The organism is Caballeronia choica, from assembly GCF_001544535.1.
In the GTDB taxonomy this organism is placed as follows: Bacteria; Pseudomonadota; Gammaproteobacteria; order Burkholderiales; family Burkholderiaceae; genus Caballeronia; species Caballeronia choica.
The window spans coordinates 116,308-141,879 of sequence record NZ_FCON02000008.1 but is presented as its reverse complement, the minus strand read 5'-3'; the positions used below and the strand labels follow the sequence as shown (position 1 = coordinate 141,879).

At 63.5% G+C, this 25,572-nt stretch carries 28 protein-coding genes; 24 read left to right on the top strand and 4 right to left on the bottom strand.

The window, feature by feature from the left end; translation table 11 throughout:
* From AWB68_RS05940 to AWB68_RS05915, 6 genes are all read left to right on the top strand, one after another.
* The coding region (locus AWB68_RS05940; RefSeq protein ID WP_143281953.1) for an OmpA family protein at positions 1-395 on the top strand (395 nt) is incomplete at its 5' end.
* A gap of 76 nt (positions 396-471) precedes the next feature.
* Positions 472-2,082: a cytochrome c oxidase subunit I gene (gene ctaD / locus AWB68_RS05935; protein ID WP_087643418.1), complete on the top strand. Its 1,611-nt coding sequence runs from the start codon at positions 472-474 to the stop codon at positions 2,080-2,082.
* A 79-nt stretch (positions 2,083-2,161) separates the two neighbouring features.
* Complete coding sequence (locus tag AWB68_RS48810; protein ID WP_087643417.1) at positions 2,162-2,302, top strand: cytochrome oxidase small assembly protein; 141 nt, start codon at positions 2,162-2,164, stop codon at positions 2,300-2,302.
* An 8-nt stretch (positions 2,303-2,310) separates the two neighbouring features.
* The gene (locus AWB68_RS05925) at positions 2,311-2,889 is read left to right on the top strand and encodes a cytochrome c oxidase assembly protein (RefSeq protein ID WP_087643416.1); all 579 of its coding nucleotides are present in this window, start codon (positions 2,311-2,313) and stop codon (positions 2,887-2,889) included.
* Positions 2,890-2,907: 18 nt separating this feature from the next.
* Positions 2,908-3,135 (top strand): DUF2970 domain-containing protein, encoded by a 228-nt coding sequence (locus AWB68_RS05920; RefSeq protein WP_087643415.1) that lies wholly within the window; start codon positions 2,908-2,910, stop codon positions 3,133-3,135.
* A 117-nt stretch (positions 3,136-3,252) separates the two neighbouring features.
* Entirely contained in the window at positions 3,253-4,110 is an 858-nt protein-coding gene (locus tag AWB68_RS05915; protein ID WP_087643414.1) for a cytochrome c oxidase subunit 3, read from the top strand.
* A 251-nt stretch (positions 4,111-4,361) separates the two neighbouring features.
* Here the strand turns inward: AWB68_RS05915 and AWB68_RS05910 are convergent, their stop codons facing one another.
* Positions 4,362-4,571: a twin transmembrane helix small protein gene (locus AWB68_RS05910; protein WP_087643429.1), complete on the bottom strand. Its 210-nt coding sequence runs from the start codon at positions 4,569-4,571 to the stop codon at positions 4,362-4,364.
* A 90-nt stretch (positions 4,572-4,661) separates the two neighbouring features.
* Between AWB68_RS05910 and AWB68_RS05905 the strand changes: the two genes are divergently transcribed.
* The 9 genes from AWB68_RS05905 (at position 4,662) to cyoD (ending at position 12,956) form a co-directional block, all read left to right on the top strand.
* Positions 4,662-5,402, top strand: a complete 741-nt coding sequence (locus tag AWB68_RS05905) for an SURF1 family protein (RefSeq protein WP_087643430.1) — start codon at positions 4,662-4,664, stop codon at positions 5,400-5,402.
* A 94-nt stretch (positions 5,403-5,496) separates the two neighbouring features.
* Complete coding sequence (locus AWB68_RS05900) at positions 5,497-6,159, top strand: SCO family protein (protein ID WP_374729554.1); 663 nt, start codon at positions 5,497-5,499, stop codon at positions 6,157-6,159.
* Positions 6,160-6,171: 12 nt separating this feature from the next.
* Complete coding sequence (locus tag AWB68_RS05895; RefSeq protein ID WP_087643412.1) at positions 6,172-7,281, top strand: COX15/CtaA family protein; 1,110 nt, start codon at positions 6,172-6,174, stop codon at positions 7,279-7,281.
* A 12-nt stretch (positions 7,282-7,293) separates the two neighbouring features.
* Complete coding sequence (cyoE, locus tag AWB68_RS05890; protein ID WP_087643411.1) at positions 7,294-8,199, top strand: heme o synthase; 906 nt, start codon at positions 7,294-7,296, stop codon at positions 8,197-8,199.
* Positions 8,196-8,798, top strand: a complete 603-nt coding sequence (locus AWB68_RS05885; RefSeq protein WP_087643410.1) for an SCO family protein — start codon at positions 8,196-8,198, stop codon at positions 8,796-8,798. Before cyoE ends, AWB68_RS05885 begins: the two co-directional genes overlap by 4 nt.
* A gap of 333 nt (positions 8,799-9,131) precedes the next feature.
* A complete protein-coding gene (cyoA, locus tag AWB68_RS05880) occupies positions 9,132-10,022 on the top strand; it encodes a ubiquinol oxidase subunit II (RefSeq protein ID WP_087643428.1) in 891 nt (296 codons plus the stop codon).
* 3 nt (positions 10,023-10,025) lie between these two features.
* Positions 10,026-12,011 (top strand): cytochrome o ubiquinol oxidase subunit I, encoded by a 1,986-nt coding sequence (gene cyoB, locus AWB68_RS05875; RefSeq protein ID WP_087643409.1) that lies wholly within the window; start codon positions 10,026-10,028, stop codon positions 12,009-12,011.
* Entirely contained in the window at positions 12,012-12,623 is a 612-nt protein-coding gene (gene cyoC / locus AWB68_RS05870) for a cytochrome o ubiquinol oxidase subunit III (RefSeq protein WP_087643408.1), read from the top strand.
* A complete protein-coding gene (cyoD, locus tag AWB68_RS05865; protein WP_087643407.1) occupies positions 12,624-12,956 on the top strand; it encodes a cytochrome o ubiquinol oxidase subunit IV in 333 nt (110 codons plus the stop codon).
* 112 nt (positions 12,957-13,068) lie between these two features.
* On the opposite strand, the gene AWB68_RS05860 is transcribed toward cyoD, so the two are convergent.
* Complete coding sequence (locus AWB68_RS05860) at positions 13,069-13,368, bottom strand: YciI family protein (RefSeq protein WP_087643406.1); 300 nt, start codon at positions 13,366-13,368, stop codon at positions 13,069-13,071.
* 9 nt (positions 13,369-13,377) lie between these two features.
* Here AWB68_RS05860 and AWB68_RS48135 point away from each other — a divergent pair, with 9 nt between their 5' ends.
* A complete protein-coding gene (locus AWB68_RS48135) occupies positions 13,378-13,545 on the top strand; it encodes a hypothetical protein (protein WP_160109976.1) in 168 nt (55 codons plus the stop codon).
* Positions 13,546-13,557: 12 nt separating this feature from the next.
* Positions 13,558-14,370, top strand: coding sequence for a MetQ/NlpA family ABC transporter substrate-binding protein (locus tag AWB68_RS05855; RefSeq protein ID WP_087643405.1), 813 nt, complete (start codon positions 13,558-13,560; stop codon positions 14,368-14,370).
* Positions 14,371-14,424: 54 nt separating this feature from the next.
* Here AWB68_RS05855 and AWB68_RS05850 read toward each other — a convergent pair whose 3' ends face one another.
* Entirely contained in the window at positions 14,425-15,342 is a 918-nt protein-coding gene (locus AWB68_RS05850) for a bifunctional helix-turn-helix transcriptional regulator/GNAT family N-acetyltransferase (protein ID WP_160109975.1), read from the bottom strand.
* A gap of 337 nt (positions 15,343-15,679) precedes the next feature.
* Between AWB68_RS05850 and AWB68_RS05845 the strand changes: the two genes are divergently transcribed.
* The 5 genes from AWB68_RS05845 to nagE all read left to right on the top strand — a co-directional run bounded on the left by AWB68_RS05845 (position 15,680) and on the right by nagE (position 23,121).
* Entirely contained in the window at positions 15,680-16,414 is a 735-nt protein-coding gene (locus AWB68_RS05845; RefSeq protein WP_087643403.1) for a GntR family transcriptional regulator, read from the top strand.
* 136 nt (positions 16,415-16,550) lie between these two features.
* On the top strand, positions 16,551-17,654 hold the full coding sequence (nagA, locus tag AWB68_RS05840; protein ID WP_087643402.1) for an N-acetylglucosamine-6-phosphate deacetylase: 1,104 nt from the start codon (positions 16,551-16,553) through the stop codon (positions 17,652-17,654).
* Entirely contained in the window at positions 17,647-18,654 is a 1,008-nt protein-coding gene (locus tag AWB68_RS05835; RefSeq protein ID WP_087643401.1) for an SIS domain-containing protein, read from the top strand. The genes nagA and AWB68_RS05835 overlap by 8 nt, the downstream gene beginning before the upstream one ends.
* A 12-nt stretch (positions 18,655-18,666) precedes the next feature.
* A complete protein-coding gene (gene ptsP / locus AWB68_RS05830) occupies positions 18,667-21,258 on the top strand; it encodes a phosphoenolpyruvate--protein phosphotransferase (RefSeq protein WP_200828640.1) in 2,592 nt (863 codons plus the stop codon).
* 81 nt (positions 21,259-21,339) lie between these two features.
* Complete coding sequence (gene nagE, locus AWB68_RS05825) at positions 21,340-23,121, top strand: N-acetylglucosamine-specific PTS transporter subunit IIBC (RefSeq protein ID WP_087643400.1); 1,782 nt, start codon at positions 21,340-21,342, stop codon at positions 23,119-23,121.
* Between the two features lie 132 nt (positions 23,122-23,253).
* Here the strand turns inward: nagE and rpoH are convergent, their stop codons facing one another.
* Entirely contained in the window at positions 23,254-24,189 is a 936-nt protein-coding gene (rpoH, locus tag AWB68_RS05820) for an RNA polymerase sigma factor RpoH (protein WP_087643426.1), read from the bottom strand.
* Positions 24,190-24,564: 375 nt separating this feature from the next.
* Between rpoH and AWB68_RS05815 the strand changes: the two genes are divergently transcribed.
* Together AWB68_RS05815 and AWB68_RS05810 are read left to right on the top strand one after the other, a co-directional pair.
* Entirely contained in the window at positions 24,565-25,131 is a 567-nt protein-coding gene (locus tag AWB68_RS05815; protein ID WP_125482881.1) for an acyloxyacyl hydrolase, read from the top strand.
* A gap of 45 nt (positions 25,132-25,176) precedes the next feature.
* Positions 25,177-25,560 carry a nuclear transport factor 2 family protein gene (locus AWB68_RS05810; RefSeq protein ID WP_087643398.1) on the top strand — a complete coding sequence of 128 codons (384 nt, stop codon included), beginning with the start codon at positions 25,177-25,179 and terminating at the stop codon, positions 25,558-25,560.
* Positions 25,561-25,572 lie beyond the last annotated feature (12 nt).

The window sequence follows — 25,572 nt, the reverse complement described above, 5'->3', positions numbered from 1 at the left end:
CCACACCCGCCGCAGCGGCCACGCCGGCCGCACCGGCCGCCTCGGGCGCCTCGGGCGCGGACGCGGCGCAAGCTGCCGGCAGCCTGCCCGCCAGCATCTACTTCGAAACCGGCAAGAGCACGCTGCCGGCCGACGCGGCCGCCGCCGTGCAGGCCGCCGCCGCGTATGCGAAGGCGCATCCGGACGCGAAACTCGCGCTGTCGGGTTTCACCGACGCCACCGGTTCCGCCGCCAAGAACGCCGAACTCGCCAAGACGCGCGCGCAGGCCGTACGCGATGCGCTGAAGGCAGCGGGCGTCGCGGAAGACCGCATCGTTTTGAAGAAGCCGGAAACCATTACGGGCGGCGCGGATGCGAAAGAAGCCCGTCGCGTAGAGATCAGTCCGGCTGCTTGACGTGTCGCGCCTGTTCCGGGGAAAGGGAGCAGGCGGGATGCACCAAGTGCCGCAGCATTCGCTTTAGGAGATTGTCATGTCGAGCATCGGACACGATGTAGCCGCGGGTCACGACCACGCCCACGATCATGCGCACGAACTGCCGCATGGCTGGCGCCGGTGGCTCTTTGCCACCAACCACAAGGACATCGGTACGCTGTACCTGTTGTTCTCGTTCACCATGTTCCTCTCCGGGGGCGTGATGGCACTCATGATCCGCGCCGAGCTCTTCGAGCCCGGCCTGCAGATCATGCGTCCCGAGTTCTTCAACCAGTTGACCACCATGCACGGCCTGATCATGGTGTTCGGCGCGATCATGCCGGCGTTCGTCGGCTTTGCGAACTGGATGATCCCGCTGCAGATCGGCGCATCCGACATGGCGTTCGCGCGGATGAACAACTTCAGCTTCTGGCTGCTGCCGGTCGCGGCCGTGCTGCTGGTCGGCTCGTTCTTCACGCCGGGCGGCGCGACCGCCGCCGGCTGGACGCTGTACGCGCCGCTCTCCACGCAGATGGGCCCGGGCATGGACTTCGCGATTTTCGCGGTCCACTTGATGGGCGCGTCGTCGATCATGGGCGGCATCAACATCGTCGTGACGATCCTCAACATGCGCGCGCCCGGCATGACGCTCATGAAGATGCCGATGTTCGCGTGGACGTGGCTGATCACGGCGTACCTGCTGATCGCGGTGATGCCGGTCCTGGCGGGCGCGATCACGATGGTGCTGTTCGACCGCCACTTCGGCACGTCGTTCTTCAACGCGGCGGGCGGCGGCGACCCGGTGATGTACCAGCACATCTTCTGGTTCTTCGGTCACCCCGAGGTGTACATCATGATCTTGCCGGCGTTCGGGATCGTGTCGCAGGTGATCCCGGCGTTCTCGCGCAAGCCGCTGTTCGGCTATAGCTCGATGGTGTACGCGACGGCATCGATCGCGATTCTCTCGTTCATGGTCTGGGCGCACCACATGTTCGCCACCGGCATGCCGGTGACGGGCCAGCTCTTCTTCATGTACGCGACGATGCTGATCGCCGTTCCGACGGGCGTGAAGGTGTTCAACTGGGTCGCGACGATGTGGCGCGGTTCGCTCACGTTCGAAACGCCGATGATCTTCGCGATCGGCTTCCTGTTCGTGTTCACGATGGGCGGCTTCACGGGCCTGATTCTTTCGATGGCGCCGCTCGACATCCAGATGCACGGCACTTACTACGTGGTGGCGCACTTCCACTACGTGCTGGTGGCGGGGTCGCTCTTCGCGCTCTTCTCCGGCTGGTACTACTGGGCGCCGAAGTGGACGGGCTGGATGTACAACGAAACGCGCGGGAAGATCCACTTCTGGGCGTCGATGATCTTCTTCAACGTCACGTTCTTCCCGATGCACTTCCTGGGCCTCGCGGGCATGCCGCGCCGCTATGCGGATTACCCGGCGCAGTTCACCGACTTCAACCAGGTCGCGACCATCGGCGCATTCGGCTTCGGTCTCGCGCAGGTGTACTTCCTGTTCGCGGTCGCGCTGCCGGCGTACCGCGGCGGTGGCGAACTCGAAAAGGCCGGCGACAAGCCGTGGGACGGCGCGGAAGGCCTCGAATGGACCGTGCCGAGCCCGGCGCCGTTCCATACGTTCGAAAACCCGCCGACCGTCGAGTGATTTTCAGGTTGTCGTCATGCTGCAAGGTCCACGTTCGGGGCCTTGCAAGCAGTAATTAACGGAACGAGAAGTTCGAGGCATGACCCGGAATCCACAGGAAAGACGCACGCCCGAGCAAATTCGCGCGGGCAACAAGCGGCTCGGTTTGATCCTGCTTGCGATCGTCGCCGTCTTTTTCACGGCTGCCGTCGTCAATCAGTTCCTGCTGTCGAGAGGTTGAGTAACGAAGTGTCCAGTCCAGAGGAAGTACAGTCCGATCGGGCGTTCAATCGTTCGATGCTCGTGAAGCTCGTCGTCGTGGCGGCGCTGATGTTCGGATTCGGTTTTGCGCTGGTGCCGATGTATCGCGCGATCTGCTCGATCACGGGCATCAACAATCTCGTGCAGCGCGATGTCGGCGAGCGCGAGGCGAAAAATACGCAGGTCGACGCGAGCCGCACGATTTCGATCGAATTCGATGCCAACGCGCGCGGCCCGCTGCAGTTCAAGCCGGAGCAAAGCAGTCTCGACGTACACCCCGGCCAGGTAATGACGGTGATGTACCAGGTGACCAACGAGCAGGGACGCACGGTTCAGGCGCAAGCCATTCCGAGCTACGCGCCGAAAGAGGCCACCGAGTACTTCAAGAAGATCGAATGCTTTTGCTTCACCCAGCAGACGCTCGCCGCCAACGAGACGAAGCGCATGCCGGTGGTGTTCGTCGTCGATCCGAAGCTGCCGAAGGATGTGAAGACGATCACGCTGTCGTACACGTTCTTCGAACTCACGGCGCCGAAGTCGGTGGCGAAGAGCGGCAGCGGGACCTGAGCGTCCAAGGAAAGAATGATGGTCGAAGCAGACAAGCCGCGAGAGCCTGGAAGGGCCGCATCGAAGACGAGTTTTCTGAAGTTGCTCAAGGCGGTGTTCTGGTCGTTCTTCGGCGTGCGCCGCAGAGCCGACCTGGAAAGCGATGCCGCCCAGTTGAACCCGCTGCACCTGATTGCGGCGGGCGTGCTCGGGGCGGTGGTGTTCATCGTCGTGTTGCTGCTGGTGGTGCGCGCGGTGGTGGGGTAACAAGTCAAGCGAGCAAGTCAGGCGAGCAAGTCAAGCGAGCGGGTTGGCGTGGGTTGAGTGGAACGCGCGGCCAGGGTCGAAGAAATCAAGCAACTGGATCGAAGTGGAGAATCAAAAATGAGCGGTCAAAACGATAGCCCGTACTACTTTGTGCCGCACCCGTCGCGGCATCCGATCATGGCGGCCATCGGCCTCCTGGTTGCGCTCGGATCGCTGGCGGCGTGGGTCAACGACCATAGCTGGGCGCCGTTCACGACGTTGATCGGCGTGCTCTTCGTGCTGTTCGTGCTGTGGCACTGGTTCGGCGACGCCATCGCCGAGTCGGAAAGCGGCATGTATGGCAAGCGCGTCGACACGTCGTATCGCTGGAGCATGAGCTGGTTCATCTTCTCCGAAGTGATGTTCTTCGCTGCGTTCTTCGGCGCGCTGTTCTACGCTCGCGCGATCGCGATGCACGAACTCGGCAGCCTCGACTACAAGCTGATCTGGCCGGATTTCAGCGCGGTGTGGCCGAACACCGGGCCGGCGGAGCTGGTGGGGCACTTCCGCTCGATGACGCCCTGGCCGCTGCCGACGATCAACACCGCGCTGCTGCTCAGCTCGGGCGCCACGCTGACAGTGGCGCACCACGCGCTGCGCGAAGACCATCGCAGGAAGGCAATCCTCTGGCTCGGCGCGACGGTGCTGCTCGGCGTGACGTTCCTGTTCTGCCAGGGCTACGAATACTTCCACGCGTACAACGAACTCAACCTGACGCTTGCGTCCGGCGTGTACGGTTCGACGTTCTTCCTGCTGACCGGCTTCCACGGTTTTCACGTGTTCCTTGGCGGCACGATGCTGACGGTGGTGATGGTGCGGCTGATCCGGGGACACTTCACGGCGGAGCATCATTTCGCGTTCGAAGGCGCCGCGTGGTACTGGCACTTCGTGGACGTCGTGTGGCTCGGGCTGTATGTCGTCGTGTACTGGCTGTAAGGATTCGAATCCCGGGGACGGTGGCGAGACGCGCCGTCCTGCAGGTTGAGTCAGGAAGAAGCTTCGCTTGAGCGCCGCCCTCGACGTGTCCCGGGCGGCGCTTTGTTTTTGCGGAACGTCGCAGGCGGACGGTGGCCAAGCGGAGCGCGACCCGAAGCGAACGCGCCGTTGCGTCGCACCGGGCCGCCGGCCGCGCCTACCGCGTGTTACAACGATGCGCCGGCGCCTGGGTGACGAACCTTCGCGAGCGTTCAGCGTCCGAGCGGAATGCCGGTCGACTGAATCCAGCCCATCCAGTGTGCGAACAGGATGAACAGGAAGAGGGAGATGGACAACCCGACGCGCATGGCAAGCGACCACACCATGCGCTGGGTCTTGCCCTTGTCGGTCATCATGAAATACAGCGCCGACCCGAGGCTGCCGATGATAAGGATGAAAGCGATGGCAACGATGATGTGCATGAAACCAGCCAGCGATTGGCGCAAGAAGTTGAATCAATCGATTATCGCATCGCATGGAATGTGCCGGGTCGCGCCGGACGGATGCCCGGCATGAAGATCCGCTTCTGGCCGACGGTCCTGATCCTGATCGTCGTGGCGATTACGCTGCGGCTCGGCTTCTGGCAGCGCGACCGCGCGCATCAGAAGGAAGCGCTCAACGCGCGGATCGTCGCTTTCGAGAACGCGCCGGCCCAGCGCGTCGGCGTGATGCCGCTGCCGTTGAAGGATATCGAGTTCCACCGGGTGCTCGCGCGGGGGGAATTTTTGCCCGAGAAGGTCGTTTATCTCGATAATCGGCCTTATAACGACCAGCCGGGCTTTTATGTCGTGATGCCGTTTAAACTCGACGGCGGAGGCTACGTGCTCGTCAACCGTGGCTGGCTGCCGCGCAATCTCGCCGATCGCACGGGTATCGAGTCGTACGAGACACCGAAGGGCGAAGTCGACATAGAAGGGATTGCACGCGCGAATGCGTCGCAGGCGTTTGAACTGGGCAGTGGCGGATCGGCGGCACGGCAGAAGATTCGGCAGAATCTCGACATCGCCGCGTATGCCGGCGAAACCGGCCTGCCGCTGCAGCCGTTCGTGATCCAGCAACTGAACGACACGGGCGACAAGCTCGTGCGCGACTGGCCGGCGCCGACGCTCGGCGTCGAGCGCAACTACGGCTACATGTTCCAGTGGTGGGGCATGGCGGCGGCCGCGCTTGGCTTCGGTTTGTACGCTGCGCGCCGCGCCGCGAAGAAGAACACGGACGCGGACGACCCGGAGAATCGCGCGAGCCACGCCTGAACCGGAATCCCGAGCGGCGTGTCGTCAGGAAGGAATACGCCGCGTAGTGTGAATAGTAACTAGCGAATACTGAATAGCGAATAGAGGTCACGTTTTGTCGATGCAAACCCCACGCCCCTCGCCGTCCGCCATCAACAAGGCGCGCGCGCAGCACCAGCAATCCACGAAAGGTTCGTGGAACAAGGGCCGCTGGATGTTGTTGCTGCTCGCGCTCGTCTGCGCGGCGCCGGTGATCGCGTCCTATCTGATGTACTACGTGTTCAAGCCGACCGGCGGCACGACCAGCTACGGCGCGCTGATCGAGCCGCAGCGCCCGATTCCCGGTGAACTGCTGGTCACCGACGAAAAGGGCCAGCCGATGCCGCTCACGGCGATGCGCGGCAAATGGCTGATGGTCATCGTGAACGGCAGCGACTGCAACGAACAGTGCGCGACGCGCCTCTACTTCATGCGCCAGGTGCGCGCGTTGCAGTCGGCCGAGCGCGAACGGGTGGTCGACGTCTGGCTGCGCACGGACGACAAACCTGTCTCCGATGTCATCAAGAACGCGTATCCGGAGCCTGACACGCGGATGTTCGTCGCGGATCAGAAAGCGCTCGCGCAATGGCTGCCGGTATCCGACGGCACGCAACTCACCGACCACATCTTTCTCGTCGATCCAAACGGCAACCTGATGATGCGTTTCCCGAAGAATCCCGATCCGGCGAAGATCAAGAACGATCTGGCGAAACTGCTGAAGTGGTCGCGGATCGGTTGAGGATTCAGAAGAATGTTCGTCCTGCAACTTGGCCTGATCGGCCTGTGTATCGCGCTGCTGCCGCTGTCGTACGTCTGGGTCAGGGCCGACGACAACAAATTCCGCAAGCTCGTCTGGCTGACGACCTTTCTCACGCTCGACCTGATCATGTTCGGCGGCTTTACCCGGCTCACCGATTCAGGATTGGGCTGCCCCGACTGGCCGGGATGCTACGGCACGTCGTCGCCGTTCGTCGCCCACGCGGCGATCACGGCCGCGCATCAGGCGTTGCCCACCGGGCCTGTCAGCATGGCCAAGGCGTGGATCGAGATGCTGCATCGCTATTTCGCGATGGCGATCGGCGTGCTGATCATCGCCCAGGTGCTGATCGCGTGGACGGCGCGCGTGAAGCGTCGTCCACTGCATGTGTCGCCGTGGTGGCCGACCGGCATCCTGCTGCTGATCTGCGTGCAGGGCGCGTTCGGCGCCTGGACCGTCACGATGAAGCTTCAGCCGGTGATCGTCACGCTGCATCTGCTGCTCGGGCTCGCGCTTCTCGGCACGCTCGGCTGGCTCGCCGCGCGGCAGACGCCGATTCCCGTCCACGAACCCGAGGCCGCGCGCTGGCTGCCGGCGGCGGCCTTCGGACTGGCGCTTCTCGTGCTGCAAATCGCGCTCGGCGGCTGGGTCAGCACGAATTACGCCGTGCTCGCCTGTACCGACTTTCCGCTCTGCAACGGCCAATGGATTCCGCCGATGAACTTCGAGCACGGCTTCCACCTGTGGCGCGCCCTCGGCATGACCGGTGACGGCGACGTGATCTCGCAGGACGCGCTCGTCGCGATTCACTGGACGCATCGAAGCTTCGCAGTCGTCGTCGTGCTCTACATGCTGTGGCTCGCGCTCAGGCTGCGCCGCTTCGAATCGCTGCGCACGCCCGCGAACGGCGTGCTGCTGCTGATCCTCGTGCAGTTCGTGACGGGCCTGTCGAACATCGTTCTGCAGTGGCCGCTGCCCATTGCCGTGGCGCACAACGGCGGTGCGGCGATCCTGCTATTGTTGCTCGTTATGCTAAACTTTCGAATCTCCTCCAGCCGTCCCGGCCGCGCCGTGCTCCTCGCGCGCGACGTCGTTTCAGCGTGAATCCAAATCCCCATGGAAAGCACGACAATCACCTCTCCCTTCGGTAACCGCGTCTCGCAATATCTCGCGCTGACGAAACCTCGCGTGACGCAACTCGCGGTGTTCTGCGCGGTGATCGGCATGTTCCTTTCGACGCCCGGCATGGTGCCGTGGACCGTGCTCATCGGCGGCACGGTCGGCATCTGGCTGCTGGCGGGCGCGGCGTTCGCGATCAACTGTCTGGTCGAGCAAAAGGTCGATGCGATGATGCGGCGCACGTCGTGGCGTCCGTCGGCGCGCGGCGAAATTACGCCTGTGCAGATCCTGCTGTTCTCGGCGGTGCTCGGCGGTGCCGGCATGGCGACGCTCTACACGTTCACCAATGCGCTGACGATGTGGCTCACGGTCGCGACGTTCGTCGGTTATGCGGTCGTCTACACGTTGTTGCTGAAGCCTTATACGCCGCAGAACATCGTGATCGGCGGGGCGTCGGGCGCGATGCCGCCGGCGCTCGGCTGGGCGGCGGTCACGGGTGCCGTGCCCGGCGACGCGTGGATCCTCGTGCTGATCATCTTCGTCTGGACGCCGCCGCATTTCTGGGCGCTCGCGCTCTACCGCCGCAAGGACTACGAGAATGCCGGCCTGCCGATGCTGCCGAACACGCACGGCGAGCAATACACGCGGCTGCACATTTTCCTCTACACGGTGATCCTGTTCGCCGTCACGATGATGCCGTTCATCTCTGGCATGAGCGGGGTGATCTATCTGGCTTCCGCGGTGGTGCTCGGCGCGATCTTCCTTGGCTACGCGTGGAAGATCTATCGCGAGTATTCCGACATGCTCGCGCGCAAGACCTTCCGCTATTCGATCGTGTATCTGTCGCTGCTGTTCGGCGCGCTGCTCGTCGATCACTACGTGCGCACGGTGATCGGCGCATGACGGCTTCGGCTCGCAAGACTTTCGCGCGGCTTCTGGTCGCGCTGGCGGGTGTCGCGCTGCTCGCGTCGTGCAACAAGGCGCCCGAGTTCAAGAATCTCGACATCACCGGCAACACGCAATTCGGCAGCGATTTCTCATTGCCGGACACGTCGGGCAAGACCCGCACGCTTGCCGATTTCAAGGGTCGCGCGGTCGTGCTGTTTTTCGGCTATACGCATTGTCCGGATGTCTGTCCGACCACGCTCGCCGAGCTTTCCCAGGCGTTGCAGCAACTCGGCGACGACGGCAAGCGCGTCCAGGTGCTGATGGTCACGGTCGATCCCGCGCGCGATACACCGGAGTTGCTTGGGCAGTACGTGTCGGCGTTCAACGCGTCGTACATCGGCTTGCGCCCCGCCGGCGATGCCCAACTCGTGAAGGTCGCCAAGGACTTCCGCGTGTACTACGCGAAGGCGCCGGGCAAGACCCCGGGCGACTACACGATGGACCACACGGCGGCGAGCTACGTGTTCGATCCGCAAGGCAAGCTGCGGCTATTTGCCCGCGACGGGCAGGGCGTTCAGACGTGGGTCCACGATCTGAAACTACTGCTCGACTGAGCAGATTGACTCGATTCGCGCGAACCTTTCTTCCGACTTTCCGCCCCTGATGCAACCACATCGCACGCCCTTGCGACTGTCGGTTTATCGCGTCAATAAGACTTCCTAAGATTCATCTCGTACGTGCCCCGACGCCAATTCACAACGATTGACGCGTCGCGGGCGCAGCCATCCAGACAGTTGAGCACTCGCGTCTCAATGCGTTGATAACGGTCAATTTTCTGGTTCGCCGTTCTGCATAAAATCTCGCCCAAAGCGGATATTTCGCGCATTTTCAACCTGGAAATGGGCGCATCCCGTCGGGAACGATTCGATGAAGATCAGGCAAATGAAATGACCAGAAAATTCCTAAAGGGGCTGCTGCTTCCCTTCTCGCTAGCGTTGATCTCGTGTCTTTCCGGATGTAGCGAACTCCACGTGCTGGACCCGAAGGGCAGCGTCGGAGCGGCGGAAAAGTCCCTCATCATTACATCGACGGTCACGATGCTGATCGTCGTCATACCGGTCATCATTCTTACGCTGTTCTTCGCATGGCGTTATCGCGCGTCCAATCGTAACGCCACCTACGCGCCGAAGTGGGCGCACTCGACGGCAATCGAAGTCGTCGTCTGGACCATTCCCACGCTGATCGTCCTGTTCCTCGGCATCCTGACGTGGAAGACCACGCACGAACTCGATCCGTACAAGCCGCTCGAGTCGTCGGTGAAACCGATCAACGTCGAAGTCGTCGCGCTCGACTGGAAGTGGCTTTTCATTTACCCGGACCTCGGCATTGCCACCGTCAATCAGGTGGCGTTCCCGGTCGGCACACCGGTCAATTTGCGGATCACTTCCGACTCGGTGATGAATTCGTTCTTCATCCCGCAACTCGGCAGCCAGATCTACGCGATGGCCGGCATGCAGACGCGCCTGCACCTGATCGCAGATGAAGCCGGCGATTACGCCGGCGTATCGGCCAACTACAGCGGCCGGGGCTATTCGGACATGAAATTCCGGGCGCTCGCCAAGACGCCCGAACAGTTCGACGCCTGGGTCGCCAGCGTGAAGGCGTCCCCTGAACGGCTCGACATGGACGCCTACGGCGCCGTGACGAAGCCGAGCGAGAAGCAGCCGGTCAGGTACTTCTCGACGGTCGATTCGAAGCTCTTTCACAACATCATCGCAAAGTACAACAACGGTAACGTCCTCGATTTGAAGGATGCTGCCTGCGGAAGGCAGGGGTAACGCATGTTCGGAAAACTCACACTGTCGGCGATTCCGTTGGATCAGCCGATCATCATGGGAGCTGGCGCTTTCATGGCGCTCATTGTGCTCGGCATAGCGGGCGCGCTCACCCGGTTCGGCAAATGGAAATGGCTGTGGACCGAGTGGCTGACGAGCGTCGACCACAAGCGAATCGGCGTCATGTATATCGTGGTCGCGGTGCTGATGCTGGTGCGCGGCTTCATCGACGCGGTCATGATGCGCGCCCAGCAGGCGATTGCGTATCTCGATCCCGGCTTCCTGCCGCCGCATCACTACGACCAGATTTTCACCGCGCACGGCGTCATCATGATCTTCTTCATGGCGATGGCGCTGATGGTCGGCTTCTTCAATCTCGTGGTGCCCCTGCAGATCGGCGCGCGCGACGTCGCGTTCCCGTTCCTCAATTCGCTCAGCTTCTGGATGACGGCAATTTCCGCGATCCTGATGAACGTGTCGCTCGTGGTCGGTGAATTTGCGCAGGTGGGCTGGCTTGCCTATCCGCCGTTGTCCGAGTTGCAGTTCAGTCCGGGCGTCGGGGTCGACTACTACATCTGGAGCCTGCAGTTGTCGGGAGTCGGCACGCTCATCACGGCGATCAATTTCTTCGTGACGATCGTGAAGATGCGCGCGCCCGGCATGACGCTCATGAAGATGCCGGTGTTCACCTGGACGGCGCTGTGCTCGAACGTGCTGATCATGGCGACGTTCCCGATCCTGACGGTCGCGCTGGCGCTGCTCGGCCTGGATCGCTATCTCGACATGCACTTCTTCACCAACGACCTCGGCGGCAACGCGATGGTCTATCTGAACCTGATCTGGGCATGGGGACACCCCGAGGTCTATATCCTGGTATTGCCGGCGTTCGGCATCTATTCGGAAGTGGTCGCGACCTTCGCCAGGAAGACGCTGTTCGGCTATGCCACAATGGTGTACGCGTCGTGCGTGATCATGGTGCTGGCGTTCCTCGTGTGGCTGCATCACTTCTTCACGATGGGATCGGGTGCGAACGTCAATGCGTTCTTTGGCATCATGACAATGATCATCGCCATCCCGACCGGCGTTAAGATTTTCAACTGGCTGTTCACGATCTATCGCGGCCGCCTCGAATTCACCACGCCGGTGCTGTGGACGATCGGCTTCATGATCACCTTCACGATCGGCGGCATGACCGGCGTGATGCTCGCGATCCCGGGCGCGGACTTCGTGTTGCACAACAGCCTGTTCCTCGTCGCTCACTTCCACAACACGATCATCGGCGGCGTGGTATTCGGCTACCTCGCGGGGCTTCATTACTGGTTCCCGAAGGCGTTTGGTTTCAAGCTCGATGAGAAGCTCGGCAAGCGCGCGTTCTGGTTCTGGTTCGTGGGCTTCTTTGTCGCGTTCACGCCGCTTTACGTGCTCGGCTTCATGGGCATGATGCGACGGATGAATCACTATGACAATCCGGCGTGGCAGCCGTGGCTCCAGGTCGCTGCGTTCGGTGTGGTGCTGATCGCGATCGGCGTCGCGCATCAGGTCGCGCAGGTGTGGGTGAGCGTGCTCAGGCGCAATCAGCCGGCCTATCGCGACATCACCGGCGACCCGTGGGGCGGCCGCACGCTCGAATGGGCGACGTCGTCGCCGCCGCCGGCCTACAACTTCGCGAATCTCCCGGTCGTCCATGAACTCGACGCGTTCGCGCACATGAAGGAAACCGGCCACGGCCTCGGACGGGACTCGGTCTATCGCGACATCCACATGCCGTCGAACACGAGCGCAGGCTTTTTCGTCGGGATGTTCAGTCTGGTGCTGGGCTTCGCGGGCATCTGGCACATCTGGTGGCTCGCGATCGCCGCGCTCGTCGGCATTGCCGCGACCGTCATCGGTTACAGCTTCCGTCGCAACGACGGTCACTTCATCGAAGCATCGACCGTCAGGACGATCGAGGAAAAACGCAGTCGCGCGCTCGCGGCAGTGGAGGTCAGCTAAATGTTGCAGAAAACTCTCGTTCTGGCGCCGGAACCGTTCGGCGGCGAAGAACACGTCGAGTCGCACTCGGTATTCGGTTTCTGGTTGTACCTGATGACAGACTGCGTCATCTTCGCGTCACTGTTCGCGGTGTTCGGCGTATTGGGGCATCAGTTCGCGGGCGGGCCGGATGGCAAGGCGCTATTCGATATCCCGGGCGTCGCGCTGGAAACCGGCGTGCTGCTGTTGAGCAGCATCACGTTCGGCTTCGCGATGCTCGGTGCGCACCGGCGCAGCAGCGGCACCGTGCTCGCGTGGCTCGCCGTGACGTTCCTGCTTGGCCTCGGCTTTCTCTGGCTGGAGTTCCGCGAGTTCGGGCAACTGCTCAGCGAGGGATTCGGCCCCAACCGAAGCGCTTTCCTGTCGTCGTTCTTTACGCTGGTCGGCACGCACGGCCTGCACGTGACGATGGGCTTGATCTGGATGGTCGTGCTCGCCGCGCAGGTCGTCTGCAATCCGGAGATGTCGGAGCGCGAGATCCGCAGACTGACCTGCCTGAGCCTCTTCTGGCACTTTCTCGACATCGTGTGGATCGGTGTTTTTACCTTCGTCTATCTCGCGAGCGTGATCTAAATGAGCCATACGCACACATCCACAGCGGACCACGGGCATGGCAGTCTGGGCGGCTATGTCACCGGCTTCGTGCTTTCGGTGCTGCTGACCGCAGCGGCCTTCTGGCTCGTGATGAACCGCGTGCTGCCGCCGGATACCGCGCTGCTCGCCCTTGGCGCGCTGGCGTTCGTCCAGATCATCGTGCATCTGGGTTACTTCCTGCACATGAACTTTTCGAAGCAACAGCGCTGGAATCTCATTGCGTTCGGCTACACCGTGCTGGCCGCGCTTTTTCTGGTCGTGGGCACGGTCTGGGTCATGCACAACGTATCGATGAACATGATGTCGCGATAGGCACTTCCGCGCAGCGACACAGGCAGAGGAAAAGCGGCCCGATCCGAGTCGCGCTCCAGAAGTTGGACGTCCGTCCGACAATTTGGCGTGCGGCCCGATCCGGCCGCTTTTCCTATTCAGCATCCGAAGGCGTAGGCAGGTTCAGCCCGGGCGCGAGCAGCGCCGCAGTGAATTCGATCACATCGTAGTGCGCGAGCTTTTCCACCCAAAAAGGGTCCTCGGCGAGGATCGCATCGAGCCTCTCGCGATCGATCGCCGATGCCAGGATGATCCCGCCGTCGCGCGGCACTTTCGGACCGGCAGCGATGAAAACGCCCGCGGCGAACTGACGATCGAGAAAGAGGCGATGCGCTTCGAGCGCGTCGTCGATTTCGGCAAGCGCGCCGGTATAGCGGAGATTTATGACGTACATGGCGGTTTCGTGTCCGACGTGGATGACCTGCCGATTCTATGCCGGGCGCCGACCGAATGCCCGCGCCCGTCGCGCGTGCCGAGTGCGAATAACGTCATGAAAATTGAATATTTCCGTTTGCACCAGGCCTGTGCGAACATCCGCGGCCTCAAGCGAAACACCGTCATCCAGCACTGAAACGAGAACACCATGCAACGCAGACATTTGCTCAAAGCCCTTTCCCTCATCGCCGCATCGGCCGCTCTGTTGACCAGCACCGGCGCCCAGGCCGACGACAAGGCCATCAAGGTCGGCACGATCAGCGGTCCCGATGCGCAGATCTGGCAGGTCGTGCAGAAGGTCGCGAAGCGCAATGGCCTCGACGTGAAGGTCGTCGAGTTCAACGACTACGTGCAGCCGAACGCCGCGCTCGACGCAGGCGACCTCGACGCCAACAGCTTCCAGCATCAGCCGTATCTCGACAGCCAGATCAAGCAGCGCGGTTACAAGCTCGTCAACGCGGGTCTGACCTACATTTCGCCACTCGGCGTGTATTCGAAGAAGCTGAAGTCGCTGAAGGACTTGCCGCAAGGCGCGAAGGTTGCGGTGCCGAACGATCCGTCGAATGAGAATCGCGCGCTGCTGTTGTTGCAGTCGCAAGGCGTGATCAAGCTGAAGGCGGGCGCGGGCACGAACGGCAGCAACGCGACGGCGCTCGACGTCGCGGAGAATCCGAAGAAGATCAAGCTCGTCGAACTCGATGCCGCGCAATTGCCGCGCACGCTTGCGGATGTCGATGCCGCCGCGATCAACACGAACTTCGCGCTGGCCGCGGGATTGCAGCCGACGAAAGACGCGATCGCGCTCGAAGACGTGCATAGCCCCTACGCGAACCTGATCGCGGTGCGTATGAAGGACAAGGATCAGACGTGGGTGAAGAAGCTCGTGGCGGCGTATCAGTCGGATGATGTGCGCCAGTTCATGAAGACCGAGTTCAAGGGCTCGGTCGTGCCATCGTTCTGATCGCTTTCCCGCGTGCTACGACCGGAACGGCGCCTCGCGAGGCGCCGTTTTTATTTAGCTCGCGTGCAGGGAGTCAGCCGATAGTCGCCAGACGCGCCCCGCCGGCGCGTCGTCCGAGGGCGTGAAACCGGCGCGCTCGACGAATTCGCGCAGGTCGGCGTGTGCGTCGTCGATGCAGCATGAGAGGTTCTCATAGCGACTGCTTGACGCGAACGCCGCGCATGAGGAGACGAGTCGCGTGCCGAGGCCGCGCCGGCGCGCGCCCGGCTCGACGAACAGCAGCTCGATCCGGGCCTGCGTTTCCGAAGCGGGCATGACGACGGCGGCGCCGATGCGCGCGCCGCAGTCCTGCTCGGCGATCCAGCACGCGGCCCGTGACGCGTCGGGCTGCCCGGCACCGAGCAGCCGCGCGACGACTTCAGCAGCGCGGGCTTCGGCATGCCAGCCCGTGTGATCGAATTGCGCGCAGCGTTCGACGATCCAGCCGAAATCGCCCCGCTGCGGCATTCGCAGAACCATTCGCTCGCCGTCGACGGGAGGCGAGAGCAGGCGTTCGACGTCCGCCATCGACGACACGAGTTGAGCGCGCGCCTCTCGCGCGAGATCACCCAGAGCCGCCGATACCTCGTCCACGCTGCCTGACGCGATCGAGTCGACTTCGGCGCGCCCGGACGGCGTCAACCTGACGAAATGCTGGCGCGAGTCGGCGGGGTTCGGGTGCCGCTCGATGAATCCGCTTCGCTCGAATCGAGCCAGCAACCTGCTCAGATAGCCGGTGTCGAGATCCAGTTTGCGCGCGACCTTTGCCGCGGTTTTTGCCCGGCCATGCGCAAGTTCATGGAAGACGCGTGTTTCCGCCGTCGAATACGGGCTCTTGTGACGCCGCTGGTGCAGGCCGCCTCCGTGGCGGGCGTAGAAGCGGTTGAAGCGCCGAACTGCTTCGACCGTCCGCATGAGATCTGGACCCGTCATCATTCCCTCGTTCTCTCGTTATGAATGGCCGGCTGTTATTTCATTTCCGACTCCGAAACAAACGTGCATATTGTGCCGAATAAATGTACGGTCGTGCGGTTTTGTTAACGAGGAAGATCGGCCTTATTGCCACGCAGACCAATCCGCGCCGACTGGGCTACCAGTGCGGGTAAATCCCGATCTGTTAGTACATGGAATACGGAATCGCGAATGCAGAATAAGTGGTTGATTTTAAATAAAATTATCGCTAATTTTCGCCCAAAAAAGTCGAAATTGACTGGTATTATTTTGGTTATATAATGGGCTCGCCCTAACGCGAAAACTCAAGAAAATTCTTATGGACGAACGCTGGCGAGAACTGGCCCCCGACGCGCAAAACAGCACGCCGCTGTATCTGCAACTCGCGGCCCGTCTCGCCACCGCGATTCACGCGGGAACGTGGTCCGCGGGTGAAGCGCTGCCGTCCGAGCGCACGTTGTCGGATGGAGTCGGTGTGTCGCGGATCACGGCGCGCAAGGCGATCGCGCTGCTCGTCGAGCAAGGGTTGATTCGCCGGGTGCGCGGCGCGGGCAGTTTCATCACGCCGCGCGTCGAAGATCCGCTGTCGAGGCTCACCGGCTTCACGACGAAGATGGAGCAGCGTGGTTTCAATCCCGATTCGATCTGGCTCGCGCGGGAAGTGCGCACGGCGAGCCGCGACGAAACGGTGCAACTGGGATTGTCGCCCGGTGCGGGCGTCGCGAGCCTGCGGCGCCTGCGTCGTGCGGACGGCATCGTGATGGCGGTCGAGCATTCCACCTTGCCCGCGTCGGTCGTGCCGCAGCCGCTTGCGATCGGCGCGTCGCTGTATCGGTACCTGGAAGAGCGCGGCCTGTCGGTGGTGCGCGCGTTGCAGCATTTTCGCGCGGTCAACGCGGGCGCGGAAGTCGCGCGAATGATGGGCGTCGCACCGCGCGCGGCGCTCCTCGTGATCACGCGCATCGGCTACACGTCGGACCAGCGCGCGATCGAACTGACGGATACGTACTGCCGCGACGACTACTACGACTTCGTCGCGGAGCTTCACCGATAGCGCCGGCACAGGCGCGCAGCACCCGAGAACAACAAGAACGAGAGGACAAAGACGCCGGACGCAGTTTCAGCCTGCTCGCAGCAAGGCGCGACCGGTTTTCAGTCTCACCCAGGCATCGCGTTTCATAGAGAACTTCATGCTCAAAGGAAACATACTTACCACCGACGGGTGGATTCACGGTTCGATCCGCTTCGAGAACGGACGCGTGACGTCGCTTGAAGGCGAGCGCGTCGATCCGTCGACGAACGGCGCGCCTTACATCCTGCCCGGCTTCATCGACCTGCACGTCCACGGCGGCGGCGGTGCCGACATCATGGAAGGCGGCGATGCCGCGCAGACCGTCGCGCGATTACACGCGCAGCACGGCACGACGAGCCTGCTCGCCACGACGATGACCGCGCCGCGTGACGAACTGATGCGCGTCGTCGCAGGCCTGGGCGACCAGGCGAAATACCGGGCGGCCGGCGGAGCACGCGTGCTCGGCGTGCATCTCGAAGGTCCATATATCAATCCCGGCAAGCTCGGCGCACAGCCGGACGCCGCTGCCGTCGCCGTGCGCGATGAAGTGCTGAAGTATCTTTCGCTCGCGCCGATCCGCGTCGTCACGATCGCGCCGGAAATCTCCGGCCACCTGGACATCATCACCGAACTCGCGGCGCGCGGCGTGCGGGTGCAAATGGGCCACTCGCTCGGCACCTACGACGACGCCGTCGCCGCGCTCAAGCACGGCGCGCGCGGTTTCACGCATCTGTTCAACGCGATGTCGCCGCTGCATCACCGCGATCCCGGCATGGTCGGCGCGGCGCTCGCGCATGCGGAATACGCGGAGCTGATCCCCGACCTGCTGCATGTCCATCCGGGCGCGATTCGCGCGGCATTGCGCGCGATTCCGCATCTCTACGTCGTCACCGACAGCACTTCGGCGTCCGGCATGCCCGACGGCGAATACCGCCTCGGCAGCCAGCACGTCACGAAGTGCATGGGCGGCGTGCGGCTCGCCGACGGCACGCTCGCCGGCAGCACGCTGACGATGGATCAGGCGCTGCGCAACCTCGTCTCGATCGGCCTGCCGATCGCGGACGTCTCGAATCGTCTGTCGCGCTTCGCGGCCGACTACCTCGGTCTCGAAGACCGTGGCCGCATCGCGCGCGGCGCGTGGGCCGACCTCGTCGTCATCGACCGCGAACTGGCGCTGACGGCTACTTACGTCGAAGGAGAATCGATTGTCGAATATGCTTAATGAGGCGCTGGCGTCCGCCGATGTGGTCGCCGCCCAGCTCGCCGATACCTCGAACATCGAGGCCCTTGCCGTCAAGCTCGCCGAACAGCCGCGCCACGTCGCGCTGACCGTCGCGCGCGGCAGTTCCGATCACGCCGCGAGTTACTTCGCCAGCCTCACGATGAGCCGCATCGGCGTGCCGGTCGCGTCGTTGCCGATGTCGGTCGCCACCTTGCAGCAGGCGCCGTTGCGCGTCTCCGGTCAACTCGCCGTCGCGTTCTCGCAGTCGGGCAAGAGCCCCGATCTCGTCGGCACGATGCAGGCGTTGCGCGAAGCGGGCGCGTTCACTGTCGCGGCGGTCAATGCGCCGAATTCGCCGCTCGCCGACGCCTGCGAATGGCATCTGCCGCTGCTCGCCGGCGCCGAACTGAGCGTCGCGGCGACGAAGAGCTATATCGCGATGCTGTCGCTGTCGGCGATCGTCATCGCGCACGTCCAGCGCGACACGGAATTGCTCAACGCGCTCAAGACGCTGCCGGACGCGTTGCGTGCAGCGGGCAAGCTCGACTGGACGAAAGCCGTCGATGAACTGAAAGGCGTCGACCGGATGATCGTGATCGGCCGCGGTCTCGGCCTCGCGATCGCGCAGGAAGCGGCGCTGAAGTTGAAGGAAACGTCGGGCATCCAGGCGGAGGCGTTTTCGAGCGCCGAAGTACGTCACGGCCCGATGGAACTGATCGACCGCGACTATCCGCTGCTCGTCTTCGCGCCGCGCGGACCGGAACAGGCGGGCCTCATCCAGCTCGCGCGCGACATGCGCGCACGCGGCGCGCGCGTGCTGCTGGCCGCCCCCGACGACATCGCGGAAGCCGACTTGCCGCTCGCCGTCACCGACCACCCGGCGCTCGATCCGATCGCCGCGATTCTTTCCTTCTACGTGATGGCAGCGGGTCTCGCCGCCGCGCGCGGGCGCAATCCCGACGCCCCGCGCCACCTGAACAAAGTCACCGAAACTCACTGAGCGAGTCATCCGATGCGTCGTGCCGAGGAGTCACAGTTGAATCATTCCACCGATAACCCGGGCAATTTCGTGTTGCTCGCACCGTTCACCGGCCCCGTGGTGCCGCTCGCCAGCGTGCCCGATCCCGTCTTCGCCGAAGGCATGTTCGGCGACGGCATCGGCATCGATCCGCTCGACGGCGTGTTGGTCGCGCCCTGCGACGGCACGATCACGCATCTCGCCCGCACGCATCACGCGGTGACGCTGCGCTCGCCGCAGGGCGCCGAGATTCTGCTGCATATCGGCATCGATACGGTCGGGCTGGGCGGCAAGGGCTTCACGCCGAAGGTCGAGCAGGGCGCAGCCGTGCGCGCCGGTCAGGTGCTGATCGAATTCGACGCCGATTACGTCGCGCAACATGCGCCGAGTCTCGTCTCGGTGATCGCGATTGCCAATAGCGATGCGTTCGAAGTCGTCGAGCGCGCCGGGCGCGGCGTGCTGAAAGCGGGCGCGGGGCAATTGCTCGTGCTGCGCGCCAAGGGCGGCGCGAAGGCCGACGCCGCCCGCAGCGACGCCAATTTCACCGCCGAAGCCCGCCGCAACGTGACGCTCGCCCATGCGGGCGGCCTGCACGCGCGGCCGGCGGCGCGCGCCCGGGAAGCGGCGCGCGGTTTCGACGCGAAGGTCGAAGTGCGCTTCGAAGGCCGCAAGGCGCCGATCGAAAGCGTCGTCGGATTGCTGGGACTCGGCGCGGGCGAAGGCGCGACGATCGAGTTGCTCGGCATTGGCGCGCAGGCTTCAGAAGCGGTCGAAGCGGTCGCTGCGGAATTGCTGCGCGCGGCGCACGGCGAAGTCGAGGAAACGCCGGCACGCGCGAAATCGCCGGCGCCGGAAACGATCCAGCGCGCGCCCGGCCAGCCGCTCGATCCGAACACGCTCGCGGGGGTCTGCGCGGCGCCCGGCATCGCGGTCGGCAAGCTGGTCCGCTGGGACGATCAGGACATCACGCCGCCCGAGCAGGCCACCGCCACGTCGGCTTCGGAAAGCCATGCGCTCGACCGCGCGATCGCAAAGGTCGATGCGGAACTCGACGAAACCGTGCGCACCGCGTCGCAGCGTGGCGCGGTCGGCGAAGCGGGGATTTTCGCGGTGCATCGCGTGCTGCTCGAAGATCCGACGCTGCTCGACGCCGCGCGCGATTTGATCAGCCTCGGCAAGAGCGCCGGTTACGCGTGGCGCGAGGCGATTGGCGCGCAGATCGCGTTGCTGTCGAACATCCAGGACGCGCTGCTCGCCGAACGCGCCGCCGACTTGCGCGACATCGAAAAGCGCGTGTTGCGCGCGCTTGGCTATACGAACTCGACGGCCCGCTCGTTGCCCGACGAAGCCGTCCTCGCCGCCGACGAATTCACGCCGTCCGATCTGTCGTCGCTCGACCGCACGCGCGTCACCGCGCTCGTGATGGCGCGTGGCGGCGCGACCTCGCACGCGGCGATCATCGCGCGCCAGATCGGCATTCCGGCGCTGGTCGCCGTCGGCGATGCGCTGCATGCGGTGCCGGAAGGCACGCAAGTCGTGGTCGATGCATCGGCGGGACGGCTGGAATACGCGCCGACCGCGCTCGACGTCGAGCGTGCGCGGCTCGAACGCCAGCGTCTCGCGGGGGTGCGCGAGGTGAACCGCCGCACGTCCGGCGAAGCGGCGGCAACCCGCGACGGACGCACGATCGAAGTCGCCGCGAACATCGCGACACTCGACGACGCGCAAACCGCCGTCGACAACGGCGCCGATTCGGTCGGCCTGCTGCGCACCGAACTGCTGTTCATCCATCGCCAGGCCGCGCCGACGAAGGACGAGCACAAGGACAGCTATCAAACGATCGTCGATGCGCTCAAGGGCCGCACCGCGATCATCCGCACCCTTGATGTCGGCGCGGACAAGGAAGTCGACTACCTGACGCTGCCGCCCGAGACGAACCCGGCGCTCGGCTTGCGCGGCATCCGTCTCGCGCAGGTGCGCCCCGATCTCCTCGACGAGCAGTTGCGCGGCCTCATCGCCGTGCAGCCGTTCGGCAAGGTGCGCATCCTCCTGCCGATGGTCACCGATGCGGGCGAACTCGTGCGCCTCAGGAAGCGCATCGACGAACTCTCGCGCGAAATCGGCCGCACCGATCCGATCGAAGTGGGCGTGATGATCGAAGTGCCGTCGGCGGCCTTGCTCGCGGACCAGCTCGCGAAGCACGCCGATTTTCTCTCGATCGGCACCAACGATCTCACGCAATACACGCTCGCGATGGACCGCTGCCAGCCGGACCTCGCCGCTCAGTCCGACGGCCTGCACCCGGCCGTGCTGCGCCTCATCAAGGCCGCCGTGCAGGGCGCGGAGAAGCACGGCAAGTGGGTCGGCGTGTGCGGTGCGCTCGGCGGCGATCCGGTCGCGGTGCCGCTGCTCGTCGGCCTGGGCGTGACCGAGTTGTCGGTCGATCCGGTGTCGGTGCCCGGCATCAAGGCGCGCGTGCGCAATCTCGATTACCCACTTTGCCGTCAGCGTGCCGAGGATGCCCTCGCGCTCGAATCGGCTCAGGCAGTAAGAGCAGCAAGCCGCGAAATCTGGCCGCTGGACTGATCGTCCGTCCGGCGTCGGGGCTTTTCGCGGCCCGATATTCAACCCCAGCAACGACAAGACCTATATTTTTTGGAGAACCCGATGGACGCTAACCCGTTTGCAAAGATGCAGCGCCTAGGCCGAGCGCTGATGCTGCCGATTGCAGTGCTGCCCGTGGCCGGGCTGCTGCTGCGACTAGGCCAGCCCGATGTATTCAACATCAAGATGATCGCCGACGCGGGCGACGCGATCTTCTCGAATCTGCCGTTGCTGTTCGCGATCGGCGTGGCGGTGGGCTTTGCGAAGGACAACAACGGCACGGCGGGTCTGGCGGGCGCCATCGGCTACCTGATCGAAGTCGCGGTGATGAAGGACATCGATCCGAAGCTCAACATGGGCGTGCTGTCGGGGATCGTCGCGGGGATGGTGGCGGGCTATATGTACAACCGCTACAAGGACATCAAGCTCCCCGAGTACCTCGCGTTCTTCGGAGGGAAACGCTTCGTGCCGATTGTCACGGGCGTGGCCTGTCTGGTGCTCGGGATCGTGTTCGGCTACGTCTGGCAGCCGGTCCAGCATGCGATCGACGCAGCGGGCCTCTGGCTGACGACGGCCGGCGCACTCGGAACGTTCGTGTTCGGCTTGCTGAACCGGATTCTCCTCGTGACGGGCCTGCACCACATCATCAACTCGCTCGCGTGGTTCGTGTTCGGCACGTTCACGCCTCCGGGCGGCGGCGCAGCGGTGACGGGCGACCTGCATCGCTTCTTCGCGGGTGATCCGACCGCGGGCGGCTTCATGACCGGCTTCTTCCCGATCATGATGTTCGGCTTGCCGGCAGCGTGTCTCGCGATGTTCCACGAGGCGCCGAAGGACCGTCGCGCGATCGTCGGCGGCCTGCTGTTCTCGATGGCGCTGACCTCGTTCCTCACGGGCGTGACCGAGCCGATCGAGTACACGTTCATGTTCCTCGCGCCGATTCTCTACGCGATCCACGCGTTGCTGACGGGTCTCTCGCTTGCCATCTGCTCGGCGCTCGGCGTCCATCTGGGCTTCACGTTCTCGGCGGGCGCGATCGACTACGTGCTGAACTACGGCCTCTCGACGCGCGGCTGGATGGCGATTCCGATCGGCATCGTCTACGGCTTCCTGTACTACGGCCTGTTCCGCTTCTTCATCCGCAAGTTCAACATGGCGACGCCGGGCCGCGAACCCGCGACGACCGATGCGCAAACCGATTCGACCGAAGCTGCAGGCGGCTTTGTCGCGCCGGTGGCGGGGGTTGCCACGTCGCGCGCGGCGCAGTACATCGCCGCGCTGGGCGGCGCGTCGAACCTGACGCTCGTCGATGCCTGCACGACGCGTCTGCGTCTGTCGGTGGCGGATAACGAGAAGGTGTCTGAGGCGCAGTTGAAGACGATCGGCGCACGCGGCGTGCTGAAGCGCGGCGCGACGACCGTCCAGGTGATCATCGGGCCGGAAGCCGACTTGATCGCCGATGAAATCCGCACGGAACTCGAGCATTCGACGACGCGCGGCGCAACGCCGGCTTCATCGGCGCCTGCTGCTCCGGCGGCTGCCGCTGCCACGGCGGTTCCTGCCGGCGAACAAGGCCCGCTCGATCCGGACCCGGTGCGCTGGCTCGCCGTGTTCGGCGGCGCGACCAACATCGCTTCGCTCGATGCCATCGCCGCGACGCGCCTGCGCGTGGTCGTGCGCGATCCGTCGGCGGTGGATCGCCAGCGGATGTCGGCGCTCGACGTCGCGTGGGTGTCGGCGGATACGTTCCACATCGTCGTGGGAACGGCGGCGGAGCGGTATGCACGCCAACTGTCGGCGCGTCTGTCGAACAACAGTGGCGGCGCGGCGCCGTTGCCGGCGTAAGCGGCTCTAAAACTAAAAGCACTACATGACACAGCGGCGCCTTCGGGCGCCGTTGTCGTTTCCGGCGCGGCGCAAACAAAAAGCCCGCCGTCTTTCGACGGCGGGCTTTGCGGCAAGGCTTAACCGCGAAGCTTAAGCGTAGTCGTGCAGCGCCGAGCGCATCTTCTTCATCGCGCTGGCTTCGATCTGCCGAATCCGCTCGGCCGATACGCCGAATTCGTCGGCCAGTTCGTGCAGCGTCTTGCCGCCCGATCCGTCGTCCTGCACGTCGAGCCAGCGCGCCTTGATGATGCGGCGGCTGCGTTCGTCGAGCGATTCGAGCGCGTCGGACAAGCCCTCGCTTTGCAGTTTGTCGAACTGGCGCGAGGCGATCACGTTGGTCGGCTCGTTATGCGAGTCGGCGAGATACGCGATCGGCGCGAAGGCTTCCTCGCCGTCCTCGACCTGGCCTTCGAGCGCAATGTCTCCGCCCGACAGACGCGTTTCCATCTCCGCGACTTCCTCGCGCTTCACGTTCAGCTCTTTCGCGAGGCCTTCGATTTCATCCGGCGTGAACGCGGCGAGGCCGGTCTTGTGGCTGCGCAGGTTGAAGAACAACTTGCGCTGCGCCTTGGTGGTCGCGACCTTCACCGTGCGCCAGTTGCGCAGGATGTACTCGTGAATCTCCGCCTTGATCCAGTGCATCGCGTACGACACGAGGCGCACGTTCTGCGCCGGGTCGAAGCGCTTCACGGCCTTCATCAGGCCGATGTTGCCTTCCTGGATCAGGTCGGCGTGCGGCAGGCCGTAGCCGAGGTAATTGCGGGCGATCGACACGACGAGCCGCAGGTGCGACAGCACGAGCTGGCGCGCCGCATCCAGGTTGCCGTGTTCGCGGAATTCGGTGGCGTACTGACGTTCCTCCGACGGCTGCAGCATCGGAATCCGGTTCACAGCCGAAATGTAGGCGTCGAGGTTGCCGATCTGGCCGGTCAGCATCGACGACTGTGCGTACGTCAGCGCGCCTGCCGAGGAGGCCTTGGCCGGTGCCGAGCTCACAATTTTCGGAAGGGTCATCGCATTGGTCACGCTCATAAGCTCCTTATCAACAAAAAACCCGTTGCGGGACATCGCAGCGAGTCAGCCACGATATTAGCACTCCAGTTCGCTGAGTGCTAAGGATTAGAGGGGGCGCGTATGTGGGAGTTCCCACAAAAGCTATCAAAAAACAAGATTCGATAGGGCATCGTTTACCATTTGTTAAAACCGTCATTTTTACCGGAGCAGCTACACACTTTTAATCCGACTTCGCATGCATTTCCGCATTTACGGCATTCTTCGATACGAAATTCAGTGTTTGGACCAAAGCTGGCACGATCCGAGCACGAATTCGAGAGCGTCTCTAAAATGTCACGGCGACTGCACGAGCGGTCGGCAATTGTGAAACCCGTGACGGGGTTGTACATGCAAAAGAAAAAAAGCGCCTGGCTCATCCGTTCCCTTCGATCCACCCTGCTTGCGGCGTGCGCGCTTGCCTCCGCGACCGCGAACGCCGACCGGTTCGGGGTGCAGGTTGGGGCAGGCGTCGCGGATCGCGATATGAAGAAAGTCGATCTCGGGGCCGTGTGGGACCCGAACTGGACGTGGTGGGAAATCGCCGGATTCCACTTCACCGTGGTGGGAGAAGGACACGTCTCGTACTGGCACTCGTATGAAGACCAGACGGTCAATCCGAATATTCTGGAGATCGGCGTGACGCCGGTGCTGCGCTTCGTGAAGAGCGCCGGGTATATCCGTCCGTTCATCGAGGCGGGCGTCGGCATACGGCTGCTCTCGCACACGCGCATTACCGAGACGTTCTCCGTCGGCAGCGTATTTCAGTTTGCCGACATGGTCGGCATCGGCGCGATCTTCGGTGCTCATCAGAACTACCAGGCTGGCTTCCGCTTCCAGCATTTATCGAACGGCGGTATCAAAGAGCCGAATCCTGGTATAAATTTCAGCCAGCTATATCTGCAATACAACTTCTGACGAGGACCGCGCGTACCGGTTCCTTGGCGCAAGGGGAACCGACAGATGCCAGCAAAAACTATTGAGGCGATTCGCGGCCTCGAGCGCGACCGCTTCCGGGCGATGGTCGACGGCGACGGCGCCGTGCTGGACGCGCTGCTGGCAGAAAACGTCAGCTACGTGCACACGAACGGCAAGCGCGAGACGAAGCGCCAGTTCATCGACGCGATCACGGCCGGGCGGCGCCGCTACCGGCAGATCGAGATCCAGTCGCAGGACGTGGTGCTGGCGGGTCGCGATTCGTGTCTGGTGTCGGGGCGCGCGCTGATCGAGATGGAGTCGAAGAATGGCGCGCTGGTGTTCCCGATTGCCTATACCGCGATCCATGTGCAGTCGGGCGGACAGTGGCAGCTGCTGGCGCTGCAGGCAACGCGGATCGCGCTGGAGTGACTTTCGTCGCGA